Annotated in this window: 10 protein-coding genes; all 10 read right to left on the bottom strand. The window is 42.1% G+C overall.

The genetic code is table 11. The annotated features are described in order from the left end of the window. Nucleotides 1-6: 6 nt before the first annotated feature. Genes GJ691_RS14415 through GJ691_RS14460 form a run of 10 tightly spaced genes read right to left on the bottom strand, consistent with a single transcriptional unit; the run spans nucleotide 7 to nucleotide 17,214 of the window. Nucleotides 7-1,557: a sulfatase family protein gene (locus tag GJ691_RS14415; RefSeq protein ID WP_154368108.1), complete on the bottom strand. Its 1,551-nt coding sequence runs from the start codon at nucleotides 1,555-1,557 to the stop codon at nucleotides 7-9. Continuing rightward, nucleotides 1,557-2,939 (bottom strand): sulfatase family protein, encoded by a 1,383-nt coding sequence (locus GJ691_RS14420; protein WP_154368110.1) that lies wholly within the window; start codon nucleotides 2,937-2,939, stop codon nucleotides 1,557-1,559. The genes GJ691_RS14415 and GJ691_RS14420 overlap by 1 nt, the downstream gene beginning before the upstream one ends. 10 nt (nucleotides 2,940-2,949) lie before the next feature. Then, nucleotides 2,950-5,283, bottom strand: coding sequence for a glycoside hydrolase family 95 protein (locus tag GJ691_RS14425; protein ID WP_218944458.1), 2,334 nt, complete (start codon nucleotides 5,281-5,283; stop codon nucleotides 2,950-2,952). Nucleotides 5,284-5,303: 20 nt separating this feature from the next. Continuing rightward, nucleotides 5,304-7,076, bottom strand: coding sequence for an arylsulfatase (locus tag GJ691_RS14430; RefSeq protein WP_154368111.1), 1,773 nt, complete (start codon nucleotides 7,074-7,076; stop codon nucleotides 5,304-5,306). Between the two features lie 6 nt (nucleotides 7,077-7,082). After that, nucleotides 7,083-8,411, bottom strand: a complete 1,329-nt coding sequence (locus GJ691_RS14435) for a sulfatase (protein WP_154368113.1) — start codon at nucleotides 8,409-8,411, stop codon at nucleotides 7,083-7,085. Between the two features lie 29 nt (nucleotides 8,412-8,440). Continuing rightward, complete coding sequence (locus tag GJ691_RS14440) at nucleotides 8,441-10,015, bottom strand: sulfatase family protein (RefSeq protein WP_154368115.1); 1,575 nt, start codon at nucleotides 10,013-10,015, stop codon at nucleotides 8,441-8,443. A 14-nt stretch (nucleotides 10,016-10,029) separates the two neighbouring features. After that, nucleotides 10,030-12,621: a glycoside hydrolase family 3 C-terminal domain-containing protein gene (locus GJ691_RS14445; RefSeq protein WP_154368117.1), complete on the bottom strand. Its 2,592-nt coding sequence runs from the start codon at nucleotides 12,619-12,621 to the stop codon at nucleotides 10,030-10,032. 49 nt (nucleotides 12,622-12,670) lie between these two features. Further along, nucleotides 12,671-14,065 (bottom strand): glycoside hydrolase family 30 protein, encoded by a 1,395-nt coding sequence (locus GJ691_RS14450; protein ID WP_154368119.1) that lies wholly within the window; start codon nucleotides 14,063-14,065, stop codon nucleotides 12,671-12,673. A gap of 10 nt (nucleotides 14,066-14,075) precedes the next feature. Beyond that, nucleotides 14,076-15,668, bottom strand: a complete 1,593-nt coding sequence (locus tag GJ691_RS14455; RefSeq protein ID WP_154368121.1) for an alpha-L-fucosidase — start codon at nucleotides 15,666-15,668, stop codon at nucleotides 14,076-14,078. Nucleotides 15,669-15,678: 10 nt separating this feature from the next. Beyond that, nucleotides 15,679-17,214, bottom strand: a complete 1,536-nt coding sequence (locus GJ691_RS14460; RefSeq protein ID WP_154368122.1) for a sulfatase family protein — start codon at nucleotides 17,212-17,214, stop codon at nucleotides 15,679-15,681. Between the last annotated feature and the right edge of the window lie 25 nt (nucleotides 17,215-17,239).

A 17,239-nucleotide genomic window follows, 5' to 3' on the forward strand; every position in this document is an offset into this window, starting at 1 on the left:
TGGACTTTATTTTATGTGCTCCAACTGTGGCCAATCCTCAACGGTGTCATTCATTTGTTTTTCCCCCTCGGTACTTCTACCGTTATTGATGATTTGCAGTAAATCGGTCCTATATTCGGTGATCACTTCCGGAAATTCGGCTTGGAGGTTGTTTTGTTCCGCCATATCCTCTTTTACATTATAGAGCTGCACTTTGGGTAGAGTGTCCAAAACCGCTTTCTTTACATTCTTACTTGGGTAGCTCCAACCACCGGAACCGAAACAAAAATTGACTTTATAGTCTCCTTTTCTATAGGCGAACTCCCCATCAACGGAATGGTGTACAATACTTTTCCTTAAAGGTTTTTGTGATTTTATGTTCGTTACCGCAAGGTGACTATAGCTATCAACAGCTACGTCATCAGCATAATCGGCCCCTATTAAATCGGCTACGGTTGCAAATAAATCCGTAGTACAAACCAACTGATTCGATTTGGTGGGTTCAATGGTTCCTTTCCAACTCATGATATACGGTACGCGATGGCCTCCTTCATAAATATCGGATTTAAAACCCCTAAATACATAACTTGGATTATGCCCTTTGGTCTTTAGTTGTTTATAATTGGCAGCAGGGGAACAACCGTTATCACTAGTGAAAACGATCAATGTGTTTTCGGAAATCCCATTTTGTTCCAATGCCTTTGTGACTTCACCAACCACCCAATCAACCATTAAAACAAAATCCCCATATGGGTTATCCAAACCACTTTTCCCTTGAAACTCCTTGGTGGGAAGAATAGGGGTATGCGGTGCCGGTAATGGCATATAAATGAAAAACGGTTTGTCCTTATTTGCATTTTCAGCAATAAAATTCACCGTGCGTTCCGTAATCTCCGGCAGGGCCTCTTCATGGGAAAAATCTTTGGATGTCGGTCCTTTTCTCCAGGTTGCCTGACCTTTTTTGCCCTTGGTGGTATCTGTCGGCACCTTAGTAGGCATGCCATTTTCAACCCATACATAAGGAGGCATATCCAAAGAACCACAAAAGCCATAACTATAATCGAATCCGTGGGTATTAGGTCCGTTTTTAACCGGTATGGTATAATCTACCTGGGGACGGGCCTTTAGATGGTCTATACCCAATGAGTCGGTATTTTCCAAGGTCCAATCCCACCCTAAGTGCCATTTGCCGATATATGCCGTAGCATACCCATTTTCATTCAAAAAATCGGCAACCGTGGTTTCCTCTTGTTGTATGAGTGATTTGGAATACCCGCTTAACACCCCTTTTTTAAGGGTGGTACGCCAATTATAACGTCCTGTCAAAACACCATAACGGGTGGGGGTACAAACCGAAGAACTGGTATGTGCATCGGTGAACATGACGCCTTCTGATGCCAGGTTATCGATGTACTGTGTCTTTATCTTGGAATTCTCATTATACGATGAAACATCGCCATACCCCAGATCATCGGCCAATATATAAATGATATTGGGTTGTACTGGCTCCTTTTTTGACTTGCACGAACATAGTACAATACTGAGTACCGCTATTTTCAGGATCGATTGTATTGACATTATTTCTTTAATAAATGTTCCTTATTCCTTTTGTTCCCTTGTAGCTCCTTATCAAACCCTTCCATCATTTTTTGCAATTTTTCAACGATTTTAGGATGTTCGGAGGCTATATTCCTACTTTCCGAAATGTCTTCCTTCAGGTTATATAAAGCGACCCCGTCTGTGGTAACCCTTAATTTCCAATCGCCTTTTCGCACGGCTTCCAAGGTTGATTCCTTATAGTAATAAAACCCTTCCTTGTAATGGGGTGATTTACTTTTCTTACCGGACAACAATTTCCAGATATTCTTGCCATCGATAGGTTTTTCGGGTAAATCACTATGGGTCAAATAGGCTAATGTAGGTAAGATATCAATCGTTGAAGCAAGCTCGTTGCAAACGGTATTCGCAGGTATTTTCCCCTTATATTGTGCGATCATGGGTTCACGCATGCCGCCTTCGTAGGTGTCGAACTTATAACCCCGCAATGGATAGGCGCTACCGCCATGTCCGTTCTTTAAATCCCACGGTCCGTTATCCGAAGTAAAGATCACCAAAGTATTGTCGTCCAAGCCTAAAGTGTCCAGAGTTTTTAAAATTTCACCCACACTCCAATCAATTTCCTCGATTACGTCCCCATACAGACCTCGTTTACTCTTTCCCTTAAATGCTTCTGAGGCATGTAAAGGAATATGGGGCATTGAGTGTGCCAGGTATAAAAAGAAAGGGCCTTCTTTATGCTCTTTAATAAACTCCACTGCCTTTTTGGTATAGCGCTGGGTCAATGTGTTTTGATCTACGGGATATTCGATGATTTCGTTTTGCTCGGTTAACGGAACTTTACCTTTCCTCCATTTCTTTTGCCTAAGGCTATCCATGGTCATCCCTTCCCTGAATAAAATGTGTTTTGAGACCTTTGCTTCTGGATAAACCGACATATCGTTGCTATATGGAATACCATAATACATATCGAACCCTTGAGCGGTCGGCATATATTGATCCCTATCCCCTAAATGCCATTTCCCGATACATGCAGTGGCATACTCTTGGGTTTTAAGCATATCGGCTATCGTATACTCCTCATTCGACAATCCCCCGGGTATGTTGGGCCATAGCACTTCTGGCACTCCGATACGGGGAGGGTATGCCCCTGTTAACAACGCCGCCCTCGAGGGTGAACATACTGAGGATGCAGAATAAAAATCGGTAAACTTCATCCCGTTTGATGCCATCGTATCCAGGTTTGGCGTACTGATCAAAGGCGACCCAAAAACCCCGACATCCTGATAGCCCTGATCGTCGGTGAAAATCAGTATCACGTTGGGTTTTTCTGTTTTCTTCTGGGCCAAGACCAAATGGCTCCAACCAAAAACAAGGGTCAAAAGGATTGCTAATTTTTTCATGTCTGCTTTTTTATAATGATTGTAATGTGCCATCAAAAGAATATGTTCCGCCCTTTTCGGTTTCCAATTCCATTTGCTTATCCCCATATACCAAAATACACTTACCCCCAGCTTTCGATAATACCTTGACGCCGGTCAGCCGCGAATCTTCCCAAGTGAAATCCAACTCAAAACCACCTCGGGCGCAAACGCCGGAAATACTTCCTTGTGGTAGTGCCTGCGGTAAAGCCGGTAGTAGTTCTATCTTCCCCAATTGACTTTGGATAAGCATTTCCAAGATACCCGAAGCCCCTCCGAAATTACCGTCGATTTGAAACGGTGGATGTGCATCGAACAAATTGGAATACGAGCCACCCCCGACTTTACCATCCGGTTTTTCGGCAGGACTCAGTAGTTTATGCAATAGTTCATAAGCATGATCCCCATCTTTAAACCTGGACCAGAAATTGATTTTCCAAGCCAAACTCCATCCCGTGCCATTGTCCCCTCTGAATCTTAAGGATTGTTTTGCCGCCTCCATGAATTCGGGGGTATCCTCATAGTTGATTTCATTCCAAGGGTGAACCCCCCATAAATGGGATACATGCCTATGATGCACCTCGGGATCGTCCTTATCTTCCAACCACTCTTGTAACTGCCCATGTTTACCGATCTGGTTTGGCGCTATTTGTGGAATAAGGGTTTTTAATTCCGCTGCAAAATCGGTATCCTCACCTAAAATAGCAGCTGCCTCAATAGTGATATCGAACAATGCCCTTATAATCTGATGGTCCATGGTCGGCCCGGCAACCAAACCTCCTATTTCCGGGGAATTGGATGGGGAACTTATTAAATATCCTGTTTGTGGGTCTTTGTATAAATATTGGGAATAGAACAAGGCCGCCTCCCGAATAAGCGGATATCTTTCTTTTAAAAACCCTTTGTCCTGTGTAAACAGATAGTGCTCCCAAATATGGGTACTTAGCCAACCTGCCCCTCCCAACCAAATACCATGGTGTGAAGCATTTACCGGGGCCGCACCACGCCAGATATCCACATTATGGTGTGCGATCCAACCGTCGGCATTGTAATGCGCCTTAGCAACCTTTGCCCCCGTAATCGATAGGTCTTCAATTAAATCGAACAAGGGTTCGTGGCATTCACTTAAATTATACATTTCTACCGGCCAGTAGTTCATTTCCAAATTAATATTCGTGGTGTAACTACTAAACCAAGGGGGAGTTAATTGATCATTCCAAATACCCTGAAGTGTAGCTGGTTTTGTTCCCGGACGACTACTGGCAATGGTCAAATAGCGTGCGTATTCCACATACAAGGCCACCAATTGCGGATCATTGGGATCTTTCCAGAAATCGTAAATCCTTTGGTTGGTCGGATTTGCCGATTTACCGTTATCCCCAAAACTGATCTCAAAACGGTTGAATAACGTTTGATAATCCGCAATGTGTTTCGACTTAACGGCTTCGTAATCGGTATTCGAAACCTTGGCCAAGGTTTCCGGAACTATTTTTTCAGGGTTACCCGACACATCTTCAAAATCGATATAATTCGTTGCAGCGGTCAAATAGACCGTCGCTTTTGAAGCTTCGGTTATTTGAAGTTTCCCTTCGGTGTTTTCAATATTCCCGTCGGTTATTATCTTTAAGGTTGAAACACCTCTTAAAACACCATCCTTCACCTTTACCACCAAGGTTTGCGAATCGTTTGTCGTCATTACGGATTTGTCTTCATGGATGGCATCCAACCACAAGTCGAAATTAAGGGCTTTGGCTTTACTCGCCGTTAAGTGTATGGCAATAACTTGATCAGGAAAACTGGAGAATACCTCCCGCTTATAATCCACATCGTTAACCGTATATGATACCGAACCAACGGCATTATTTAAATTTAGTTCGCGTTTATAGTTTTTGAAGTTGTCGTGATCTTTAAAATCGATATAAATATCGCCAAACGGCTGATAATGAATTTGTTTTATGGGATCGCTCATAAAATGGTCCTGAGCCAATTTTTGAGCTTCAAGCTGTTTACCCTCAGTTAATAATTCCCTGATTCCCCCGAGATATTTGCCTGCACCTTCGTGGGCATAATCGTGGGGCTGTCCACGCCAAAGGGTTTCTTCATTAAACTGGATATGTTCCTGGGCCACACCTCCATAAATCATGGCGCCTAAACTGCCATTTCCAATAGGTAATGCTTCCGTCCATTTTTCAGCTGCTTCAATGTACTGAAGATCAAGATTTTCTTTTTGTTTTTCCCTTTCCTTGGGTTTTGCACAAAAAGTCAACGTAACACATAAAAACAGTACTGGAAGCTTCTTAATCATATCGTTAATTTCAGTTTTCATTGCTTGAACCCTATTAGTTATCAACCATTTATTTCAACATAAAATGGATAGTAGAATTTTAATTCCCCTTCTTTCTCTACATACATTTTCGGCATAATGGTTATTTCACCTTTATTCAATTTCACATTCGGAAATTTTAAGCTGGTTTGTCCTTCACCCTTAAATTCGATGGTTTTGGTCTCATCCCCAATAATCAATTCCAATTTGCCATTCGTATCCATCTCACGATCTAAATGAACCGTAATATCAAAAGATTTAGAGGCATCGATGACTACATCCCAATACATCAATTGCTTTTTTGAACCTTCTTGTTTTTTAAAATGTGCATCGTTTTGATTTAACATTACGGGATTCTCGTACGCCGTACCTATGATAGGCTTAGGGGAATTTAGTATATGCTCGGAAGACTCCATGGAATCGAGCCATTTGTCCATTTCCGATTTTAGTTCGGTCACCATCCCACTATTGTTTTCAGAAATATCATTTTGTTCAAAGGGATCTTTGACCAAATCGAACAATTCGAACTTATCATTACCCTCATCGTCCTTGCCAACACCTACAAGTTTTAGATCTCCTTTTCTGGTAGATACGTTTCGGTACCTTACCGGAGCTGCCCTCGCCCAATACCTACTGATATACCGTTCTGGAAGATCTGTGTTAGACTTGGTCAATAAAGGCATTAGACTCCTTCCTTCTATAGCCAAATCGGTCGGTATCTTGGCACCGGTCAATTCTGCTATGGTTGGCAAAATATCGTAATGGGCGGCAGGGGTCTTTATGTCCCTAGCTTCTTTAAAAGCCTTTGGATAATACCAAAAACTCGGTACCCGTACCCCACCTTGGAACACTGATCCTTTTCTACCACGCATACCGGCGATATATCTTGGGTGCTGTGGACCATTGTCCGTCATAAAAATGACCAACGTATTCTCCTCTAGACCCAAGGTTTCCAATTTATTGAAGAGCAAACGTAGGTTGTCATCGATATTGGTAACCATACCGTAAACCTTCCTGGCATTTTCACGACTTTGCTCCGTTACTTTTGGATATGGCATGCCCTGGTCTATCAACCCCGCATCGGGATCCGTATCCTTATACATGTCATAGTACTTTTGTGGTAATTGTAACGGTCCGTGAGGAGCGTTGAACGATAGATAAAGAAAAAAAGGATTCTCTTTGTTATCCTCAACAAAATCCATGGCAGCTTCCGTAAAAACGTCTGAGCAATACCCCTTTGTCTGTACCTGCTTCCCATTTTTCCAAAGAACGGGATCAAAGTAGCTGCTATCCCTTTTTAAGGTATTGGGCCAATCCCCGTACTGGCCTATGCCTCCTGACAAATGGTTCAAAGTATATTCGAACCCTTGATCCTGGGGGCGCATGGGATAATTGTCCCCTAAATGCCATTTGCCGATCATACCTGTTTTATAGTCAGCTTCTTTTAGTAACTCGGCAATCGTAACTTCTGAAGGTGCCATCATGGCCCCACCCATATAGGTGTCATGCACCCCAGTACTCATACAGTATTTACCGGTCATAATCGCCGAGCGGGTCGGGGCACAAACCGGATTTACCAAAAACTCATCAAAACGTACACTACGCTCTGCCAAACTATCCAAAACAGGGGTTTTGATATTGGGGTTCCCGTAATATCCCAAATCCCCAAAACCTTGATCATCGGTAATGATCAATATAACATTGGGTTTCGTTGGTGCTTCCTCTTTTTTGGCCTCGGAACAACTTCCAAAAGCCAACAGTAACGCCAAAAGGCATGCGTAAATAATCTGCTTCATGATTAATTATTTTTTGGTGGATATATATACATCTTCAGTCCAAGCTTTTAATTTTTCCAGCATTGTTCCAACCCTTTCAGGATGTTGCCCCGCTACATTATCATTTTCCCCGATATCTTCCTTTAGGTTGTACAATAAAGGCTCGGCATCCTTTTTTTGTAAAATGAGTTTCCAGTCGCCTTGTCGTATGGCTTTTCTACCGGCATACCCCCAAAATAAATCCCGTTGTGGCAAGGCTTCCCCTACAAGGAGGTTATTCTTGACACTAAGACCATCCAATCCTTTTGGAATTTCAGCTCCGACCAAATCCATAATGGTGGGCAAAAGATCCATGGTTAAAATAGTTTCATCATTAACCTGATTTGGGGCGATTTTACCCGGATACCATGCCATGGCGGATACCCGATGTCCCCCTTCCCATAAGGTGGATTTGTAGCCTCTTAAACCGCCATTGCTGCCAACTTTTCTTGAAGCACCGTTATCCGAACAAAAGAACACCAAAGTGTTTTTATCAAGCTTCAGTTTTTTTAAGGTTTCCATAACCTCACCAATGCCTTCATCCATAACTTCGACCATTTCTTTATAAATGGCGTTAAGTTCTTCTTCGGATACTTTCTTTTTCTGTTTGGCTCCGTCTTTCCAACCTACATAGCGTTCAGCTTCCGATTTACGCCCTTGAAACGGTCCGTGAGGTGCTTCATGCGGAATGTAGAGTAAAAAAGGTTCGTCTTTATGGCGTTCAATAAAATCCACGGAATGTTTCGTGATCAAATCTGTTGAATACCCTTTTTCATTTTTTATGGTATCCCCTACCCACCAATCTTCGTATCCTTCCTGATCAATATGGGAATGATAGTCCACATTACCCGAAACATAACCGATATACTCATCGAAGCCTTGCTGTATGGGGTTGAATTTGGTTTGATACCCAACATGCCATTTCCCGAACATGCCCGTAACATACCCTGCTTCTTTTATGGCTTCAGCAAACGTTTTTTCACTGGGATCCAAACCTTTGTCACGATCATGTTTGGCCGTTACGACTCCATCTATACCAACACGTTGTTGATATTTCCCTGTCAAAAGGGCCGCCCGTGTAGGACTACAAACGGATCCGTTGGCATGAAAGTCGGTAAACCTGATTCCTTCAGCCGCTAAATTATCCAAGTTGGGTGTATTGATCAATGTACTCCCGTAACATGATAAATCGCCATACCCCATATCATCGGCCATAATAATGATGATATTCGGTTTTTCCTGTCTTTGTGCCGTACAATGGGTCATTGCCAAGGCAAAAAGGAAAAGGATGGGAAGTTTGATAAGTTTATCGATCATAACGGTTTTAGAAAATAGTTCGGATTAAATCAATCGTTCCAATGTTTTTCAACAATCGCCAATATTTCCGGATTATCAAGATCCGTATCGCCCAAGTTTTCACGTTGTTGTAAAATCTCGGTTTTCATTTCGGCAATGATGTCTTTGTATTTTGGGTCGTTATAGGCGTTATGCAACTCATGGGGATCTTCTTGTAAATCATAGAAATCCCAGAATTGGTCTTGTGCGGCCCCCTTAAATCCGTTGCCATAAAAGAATGCCAATTTGTAACGCTGACCACGGATACCGAAATGCCCCGGTCTGTCTTTCGAATGGTCCCAGTAGCGGTAATAGCCATAATCCCTCCAATCGTCTGGAGTATTTCCTTTTAAATTCTCACGGAAGCTGCGTCCTTGCATGGTCTTTGGATAATCAATCTGCGCATAATCGGCAAACAGGGCCGAAAAATCGACATTTTCAATAAGGTCCTTATTTCTGGCACCGGCCCTAACTTCTTTTGGGTATCGGATCACAAATGGCATATGAATGGATTCTTCAAAAATCAGGCGCTTATCAAACCAGCCATGTTCCCCCAAGAAATAGCCTTGGTCCGCGGTGTAGATGACCACGGTATTTTCTGCCAGTCCGGATGCTTCCAAATAATCCAAAAGCTTACCGATATTATCATCCACGGCCGCACCCGAACGCATAAAGTCCTTCACCATTTTTTGATACGTCTTATACCTCGCTTCTTCTTGGGTCAATCCTTCCACGGAAAATGGTAACCCCGGATAATTCATGAAATCTTTTCTTAAGGAAGTGTCTGCCGTAGCTTTTAAATATCGTTTCTTAAGGTTATCCATAGACTGACCTAAAAAAGAACGCCCTGTAGTAGATGCCCCATTATCATAAAAAGATTCGGGAGCAGGAATTTCCTGATCTTTGTACAAATGCGCAAAACGTTCCGGATAATCATAGGGTTCGTGTGTGGCCTTAAAATGGCACATGGCCATAAAAGGCTTTTCCTTATCCCGGTTTTCAATCCAATCAATGGTCATATCCGCAATGATATCGGTGCTATAGCCTTTGTATTGTTTACCACCCCCATAATAATCTTCCCAATTCTCCTTTGTTTTCAAAATAGGATCGTGGTACTCCCCTTGACCCGGAAGCACACAGTAGTAATCGAAACCGGCCGGCTCTTGCTTTAGGTGCCACTTGCCGATGATAGAGGTTTGATACCCCCCTTTTTGCATTTCCTTGGCAATATTGTTATACTGTGGAGATAAGCCCGCATCCAATATCCTGACCCCATTTACATGGCTGTATTGGCCGGTAAGTATGGTGGCCCTACTAGGGGTACAAATGGAATTTGAAACCAAGCAATTATTCAAAACGGTGCCTTCGTCGGCGAGACGATGAAGGTTCGGCGTATGTACATAATCCTCCAAAATACCCCCATATATCCCCCATGCCTGTGAGGTATGATCATCGGCCATGATGAATAGGATATTAGGTCTTTCTTGTTCTTGTTTTTTTGATTCACCTTCTGTTTTGCTTTTACAACTAGTTGCCGAAAAAGAAACCAAAAGCACTAAAGTATAAAGCCTTACCAATGTTTTCATTATTTATTATAAATTTATTCCGTTACTTCCAATTTAACTGTCTCAAAGTTGTCCGATGCCGCACCGATACCGATTTCAAATATTCCTGGCTCAACTACTTTTTCATGTTTTACCGTATCAAAAAAGGATAAATCCTCTGGGGTGATCTCAAAACTTACGATAGTCGACTTTTTAGGCTTTAAGGAGATTCTTTTGATGCCCCTCAAGCTTTTCAAGGGTCTTTTCACCGAACTTACAACATCCTTGATATAAAGCTGAACTACTTCATCCCCCTTGTATTTGCCCACATTGGTTACTTTAACCGATACTGTGGTCGAACCTGTTGCAGTAATTTTATCTTTTGCCAATTTTAATGTGCCATAACTGAAATCGGTGTAGCTTAATCCGTATCCAAAAGGATAAAGAGCCTCCCCTTCAAAATACCTGTATGTTCTTCCTTTCATGCTATAATTGACAAACGGGGACAATTCTTTGATTGTTTTATAAAAAGTAACCGGCAACCTACCTGACGGGTTGTAATCCCCAAAAAGCACATCCGCTATTGCGGTACCTCCAAGTTCCCCAGGATACCAAGCCTCTACAATGGCAGGTAGATTTTCATTCTCCCAGTTAACCGCCAACGCACTACCGTTCAATAATACCAAAACAACGGGTTTGCCTGTTGCATGTAGTGCCTTTAAAAGTTCTTTTTGAACCTCTGGCAATTCAATATCGGTTTTATCACCACCGTCAAACCCTTTGGAGTTGACCGGCATTTGCTCACCTTCCACACCTGGCGATATCCCCCCAACAAAAACTATCACTTCGGATTTTTCAGCCAATGCAATTGCTTTTTCAAAGGAAGTTTTATCGGGTGAAGCCCATAAGAACTTCAATTTAGCAGGATACCCTTCATGGAAATACTGAATTTTAACTTGATACGGTTTCCCTTTTTCCAATTGAACGGTTTCTTTTACGACCCTTCTTTTTAAATCTTTGGTATTATCCACTATTACCTTACCATCAATGGCCAAAGTATATCCCCTACGACTTTGTAGCCCTAGGTCGTATTCCCCGGAAACATCCACTTGAAGGCTGCCTGTATATTCCACGGCAAATTTAGCTTCGTTCAATCCTTCAATGGGGTAAAGGTTCCAATTTGAATTGATACCTTGCTCCACTCTTGTGACAACTGGAGTCCCTGAAAATTCGTGATTGTTAAAATACTTGGCTTGTAATCCTTTTTTACTTTCAAAGCTTAGGTATGCGGCAGGGATCAATGACATGGCCGGCTCTTTGGAAATCAATTCCGTACCCGCTTCGTAATACACTTGTGTATTTTTGGAAACCTTATTTTGAATCCCTACCAAAGGGGTAAAATATTGTGACGGGAAACCGTTGTAGTTTCCTAATAGCACTTCAAGATCATTGGCATTGGGACCTATGACCGCAATGGATTTCAAATCTTTCTTAAGAGGTAGGGTATTATTGTCGTTCTTTAAAAGTACCATGGATTTTCGGGCGGTTTCCAAGGCTAATGCCCTGTGTTTTTCCGAACTTACCACACTCATGGGAATACTTGCATAGGGCACGGACTCGGGAGCATCGAACATTCCCAGTTTAAATCGTGCCTTGAATATCCTTTTTAAAGACACATCTATCTCATCCTCAGTAATATCTCCCCGTTCAACGGCGCTAATCAAATAAGAATAACGTGAACCACAATTTAAATCACAGCCCGCCTTAACAGCAACTGCAGCGGCTTCTTCTTTGGAATCCACATAATTGTGGTAATCATGAATATCCCTTATCGCATTGCAATCCGAAACAACAAATCCTTCAAAACCCCAATCTTTCCTTAGGATCTCATCAAGTAATTGATGGCTTGCACAGCAAGGCTTACCCATATACCTATTATAGGCCGCCATTATCGAATACGCTTTTCCTTCTACCACGGTAGCTTCAAAAGCCGGTAGATAGGTATCGTACAAATCACGTTCCGTAGTCGTGGCATCAAAAAAATGCCGCTCAGGTTCGGGACCGCTGTGTACGGCAAAATGTTTGGGTGTAGCGACCAATTTCAAATATTTTGGGTCGTTCCCTTGTAACCCTTTCACAAAATTGACCCCCATACGAGCGGTCAAATATGGATCTTCACCATAGGTTTCCTGTCCACGACCCCAACGAGGATCCCGAAAAATATTGACGTTTGGAGTCCAGTAGGTCAATCCTTCATAGCGTTCAAAAGAATTGTTTCGCAACGCTTCATGGTGCTTTGCCCTTGCTTCATCGGATATCACTACGGCCGAATTGTAAATTAGGTCGGTATCGAAAGTAGCGGTCAAACCAATAGCTTGGGGAAAAACGGTTGCTTTGCCGGCACGGGCCACCCCATGCAAGCACTCATTCCAATATTCATACGCGGGAACATTCAAACGTGGAATGGCTGGGGCATCATTCATCATCTGCCCTACTTTTTCTTCCAAAGTCATTTTGGATACGAGATCGTCGACCCTTTCCTCAATACCTAGGTTTTCATCCAAAAAAGGGTACTGCGTCTGTTGGGCATTGAGACCTAATGACCATACCGCCATTACCAAAAGACTAACTACTATCGGGGTTTTCATTTTTAAGGCTTTTTTTTACTCGAATTGAATCTTTTTGAGTTTATTAGTTTTATTTATAATTCACTGTCACCACCGAAATGGTATTTGCTGGAATATCCACAACCTGTGACTGGTCGTCTTTTAACCAAAGATCGAAGGTCTTTTCGTCATCCGAATCGTTTTTAATGAACAGGTACACGTTTTTATCATCGGCAAGGGTAATGGTATCCCCATACCAAGATGCCGATGCCACCCGTTTCATTCCTGGCCGCATAAATCTTCCAAAAAGGGCCATTGCCGCATAATCCGGATTATAGGTTACAGTTTTGTCTTGACGATCGATTTTTATTAGACTGTTTTGTTTCCAACCCCATCCACTCGAGGAATCTTCATTTAAGATCATATTCCAGTAACAGAAGTTGGGCACGCCATGATTAATGTAGGAAGCAACTTCATTAAATCGGGAAAATGCCTGGTCGATACTGTTTTTTCCACCATAACAATTGCCTTCGGTATGTAAGAATTTGATTTCCGGATAAATTGCCTGCATATTCTCAATCTGTCTTGAATTTATATACTGGACACCAATACCATCAACGGCTTCCCTCCAACTTTTGTTGGCTACGAACTCCAATCCATCCAGTCGTTTGGCGGTACGGAAAGAACCTGCCCAAATTTCGGCCGGTGAATTGTCTTTTTCAAATTGGGGACGCAAAAAATCGATTACGAATTCACCCATTTGTTTTGGGGGCATGTTACAAGAAGGGTATTTAGTGGATATGTCCTGCTCGTTTTGAATGACGATTCTATTGACCGATATACCTTCTTTAGCATAAGCCTCAACATATTTTGAAAAATATTGTGCATAGGCCTTATAGATTTTAGGGTCGTCTTTCAAGACATTCTTCTCCGGGAATTCTTCCCCCCTATCCATTAAACCGGATTCTTTCATCCAACCTGGAGGACTCCAAGGGGAAGCAAACAATTCCATATAAGGGTTATACTTATAGGCCATTTTAATGTAAGGGATCACGCTTGTTCTTTCCCTCTCAATGGAAAACCCCTTCATTTCAAAATCATTCGGCACTTCGCTGTAACTATAGGCATCAATTCCAAAGTCGCTGGCCCCTATTGCCGTTCTACAAACCGTGAAATTGGCACCGTTTTTATCGAACAGGTTTTTCATGACATCGTTTTGTTGATCTTCACTTAACGACATCAATGCTTCCCCTCCGATTTCATTGAACGCCCCACCGATACCTTCAATGGTTTGAAACGAAATATCAGGATACATACGAACTGAAATACCTTTTCCTTCAGACCTGGCCTCCATCTCCTTTATGGGGTTGGCAGCTATGTCCTGCCCCTCAATAAGCTCAACATAATAAACCTTAGCCTTGTTTTGGGCGTTGATTGAAAGTGATATTATAAAAACCGTTATTACCGTAAAAACAAATTTTCCCATATCCCCGTATTTAATTTTTGAATTTCGCCTTTAATACCACTGGATAACTGTCACCATTTACGGCCGGCATGGTAATGGCCAAACCTTCATTGGTTTGCTTAAACTCTATTTTCCTGCCATTGTATAATTGGGTTAAACCTTTTAAAGTCCCCGGACTGACTTCGCTGGATTTTGCAAAAGAAGGAATCACAAACTCACCTCCTTTAGGGTTCATTACGATAATGTAAAAATCGTCGCCTTTAGTGGTGTAGCGAACTTCATCATGGGCAAAAGCCGGTGTGGCCGTGGTTCGTTGGTTAAAATGTTCGCCTTTCTTTTGGGCTGCTACGGCATTCCTAAGTTCCCCTTCAACGGTTTCCACTTGCTCTCCCCTAACACTTTTCCCGTCACCGAAAACCTTCCATGGGCGTGTGCCATAAATGGCTTCCCCATTGATTTTCAACCAATCGCCAACAATTTTAACGCTCTTTTCAATTTCGTGGGGAATGGTTCCATCAGGATTTAACTCCATACTCAAAAGCAAGTTTCCGTTTTTACTGACGGCTTCAATGAGCATTTCCAAAATGGTGCGTGCATTGTGTGTTAGATGGCGGTCTTTTTTATAAAACCAATCGGTAAACGTAATTTCAGACTGCCATGGGTCTTCCCTTAGGGTATTACTACCTCCCGATTCCACTTCATTGACCGTACCTTTTTCTTTTCTCTTTAGAAGCATTACGGCATCTATGGTTCCGTTTTCTTCTAGACTATTGTTGTATAATTCCCGCGCTACTTCTTTCCCATATTCCCCATAGGTGAAGTTAAATCCATCATTATACAATAAATCGGGTTTGTAATTCGTAACCAATTCAATATGGCGTTCCAACCAGTTTTTCTTGATATCCTCAATCATTTCGGGAGTGCGGTCTTCCGGTGCCGGACCATATAAATCTTTCGGGTCCAAGCCTTCCCACCATTTGCCTTTACCGTCTTCCTTGGTCAACCGCCCGTCATAAGGTACACCTGCTTTGTCCCCATCCTTATCCGAACCGAATGCCGGTTTCCACCAATTCAAAAAACGATCATCGTGACTGGTAACCCCGAATTTTAAACCGGCTTTTCGTGTTGCTGATTCAAATTCGCCAATGATATCTTTTTTAGGGCCCACATCCACGGAATTCCATGGATGGTGCGAAGAATCGAACAAATCGAAATGGTCATGGTGGTTCGCCAAAGCAACAATATATTTTGCCCCGTTTTCTTTTGAAAAATCGATTAAGGCTTGTGCATCGAAATTTTCGGCTTTCCATTCATTGATTACATCCTTAAAGCCAAATTCCGACGGATGCCCGTAAGTTTGCAAGTGATAAGGATAAGCCATTTTCCCGAACTTTTGGCGGCCTACGTCCTGCATGTACATATGGCGGGCATACCAACCGCCCCCTTGTTCGGGAACGGCTTGCGGTCCCCAATGGAACCAAATACCGAATTTGGCATCCCTGAACCATTCCGGGCATTCATATTGCTCTGCCAGTTCATCCCATGGCAATTCTTTTTGTTGTGCCATGACAGAACCTGATACGGCCATAAAAAAAAGAAAACCAAAAAACTTAATTCGACTCATAAGTTATAGTTTACTCTTTTGACTTTTTCTTGAAATTGTAATCTTCCGGACTATCGAACAACCCGAATTCGTTTTTATCCAATTGGGCAGGATCACCTGTTTCCTTAATAAGAACCTCCAATTCTTTCAACAAATCTTCCTTGACCGATGCATATTCTTCATTTTCAATTAAATTGACCAACTCCCACGGGTCATTTTTCAAATTGAACAATTGATAAGTGAAAACTTCATGTTTTGCACTAACTATTAATTTGTAATCACCCTTTCGAACGGCTCTATGTCCGCCCCAGTTATTTATTTTAGGTTTAAAATTTTCTCCAGGCCAAGAATTATAGGCATATAACATACTGCTTCTCACTTCTTTTGCATTCCCTTCGATTATGGGGGTCAAATCTTCTGTCTCAACAGATTCTGGTATTTCGAGCCCTGTTAATCCGCAAAGTGTTGGAAAAACGTCATGTAAATAGGCAAAAGCACTTGTTTTTACGTTTTCAGGAATATTTGGCCCACAAAAAATCAATGGCACGCTAACACTGTGCTCGTATACGTTCTGTTTACCCAATAATCCGTGCTGCCCTAAGGCCAAACCGTTATCACCTGCAAAAACAATAATGGTATTGTCCGCTTTACCAGAAGCTTCCAGGGCTTTTAAAATCCTGCCGATTTGGGCATCGGTTGCAGTAATCATTCCATAATAATCGGAAATTTCCTTTTGAACCGCTTCATGAGTTCTTGGGAAGGGCAATAACACTTCATCCCTAATTCTTTCATCCGCAATCTCAAAAGGGTGTTCTGGCATAAAGTTTTTAGGCAACTCTATATTTTCATTAGGATACATGTCCTTATATTCACTAGGAGGAGTACGTGGATCATGAGGTGCCGTAAAAGCAACATACATTAAAAAAGGATTTTCTTTTTGGTATGTATTTAAAAAGTCGACCGCGGCATCGGCAAATACCTCACTACTGAATTTTTCTTTCTGCTGATAAGGTTCTGACCAACCTGATTCAGGATTATAGTCCTTTACTTTGGTTCCGAAGTGTGTTGTCATACCTCCTAAAAAGGCAGATTTAATTTGATTAAAACCACGTTCTAACCAAATTTCACCATTATGTTGTTTTCCTGTCGCAAAAGTTTCATACCCGTTTTTTTTAAAGTATTCGGGAAAGGTTATTTTGTTACTCTTTCCCCTTTCCTCTTTTGGGAATGCGAATTGCGCATATACATTTGGTTCTATATTAAAATAGTGGCGCCCGGTCATTAACATGGCCCTACTTGGGGAACATACGGCCGCCGTCGTAGCCCCTAAAATATATGAATTCGTAAAAGAAGTACCCCTTTGGACCAAAGCATCCATATTAGGAGTCTCAACATCATATTTATCCATAGCCCCGATGGTTCCACCACGCTGGTCATCGGTAAAAAGGAACAGGATGTTGGGCTTTTCCGCCTCCTTTTTTAGTACTGCCTTTTCTTTACATCCAAAAGACAGTACCACTACCAATGCAGCTACGATCTTAATGGAATACTTAAACAAATTCCCCATTTTTATTTCCCGATTTTTAAATTGC

The sequence above is a fragment of the Maribacter luteus genome (assembly GCF_009674825.1).
In the GTDB taxonomy this organism is placed as follows: Bacteria; Bacteroidota; Bacteroidia; order Flavobacteriales; family Flavobacteriaceae; genus Maribacter_A; species Maribacter_A luteus.

What these genes read in the sequence shown, in the direction of transcription:
- GJ691_RS14415 (WP_154368108.1), bottom strand. Translation starts at nt 1,557, where the DNA reads ATGTCAATACAATCGATCCTGAAAATAGCGGTACTCAGTATTGTACTA.
- GJ691_RS14420 (WP_154368110.1), bottom strand. Translation starts at nt 2,939, where the DNA reads ATGAAAAAATTAGCAATCCTTTTGACCCTTGTTTTTGGTTGGAGCCAT.
- GJ691_RS14425 (WP_218944458.1), bottom strand. Translation starts at nt 5,283, where the DNA reads ATGAAAACTGAAATTAACGATATGATTAAGAAGCTTCCAGTACTGTTT.
- GJ691_RS14430 (WP_154368111.1), bottom strand. Translation starts at nt 7,076, where the DNA reads ATGAAGCAGATTATTTACGCATGCCTTTTGGCGTTACTGTTGGCTTTT.
- GJ691_RS14435 (WP_154368113.1), bottom strand. Translation starts at nt 8,411, where the DNA reads ATGATCGATAAACTTATCAAACTTCCCATCCTTTTCCTTTTTGCCTTG.
- GJ691_RS14440 (WP_154368115.1), bottom strand. Translation starts at nt 10,015, where the DNA reads ATGAAAACATTGGTAAGGCTTTATACTTTAGTGCTTTTGGTTTCTTTT.
- GJ691_RS14445 (WP_154368117.1), bottom strand. Translation starts at nt 12,621, where the DNA reads ATGAAAACCCCGATAGTAGTTAGTCTTTTGGTAATGGCGGTATGGTCA.
- GJ691_RS14450 (WP_154368119.1), bottom strand. Translation starts at nt 14,065, where the DNA reads ATGGGAAAATTTGTTTTTACGGTAATAACGGTTTTTATAATATCACTT.
- GJ691_RS14455 (WP_154368121.1), bottom strand. Translation starts at nt 15,668, where the DNA reads ATGAGTCGAATTAAGTTTTTTGGTTTTCTTTTTTTTATGGCCGTATCA.
- GJ691_RS14460 (WP_154368122.1), bottom strand. Translation starts at nt 17,214, where the DNA reads ATGGGGAATTTGTTTAAGTATTCCATTAAGATCGTAGCTGCATTGGTA.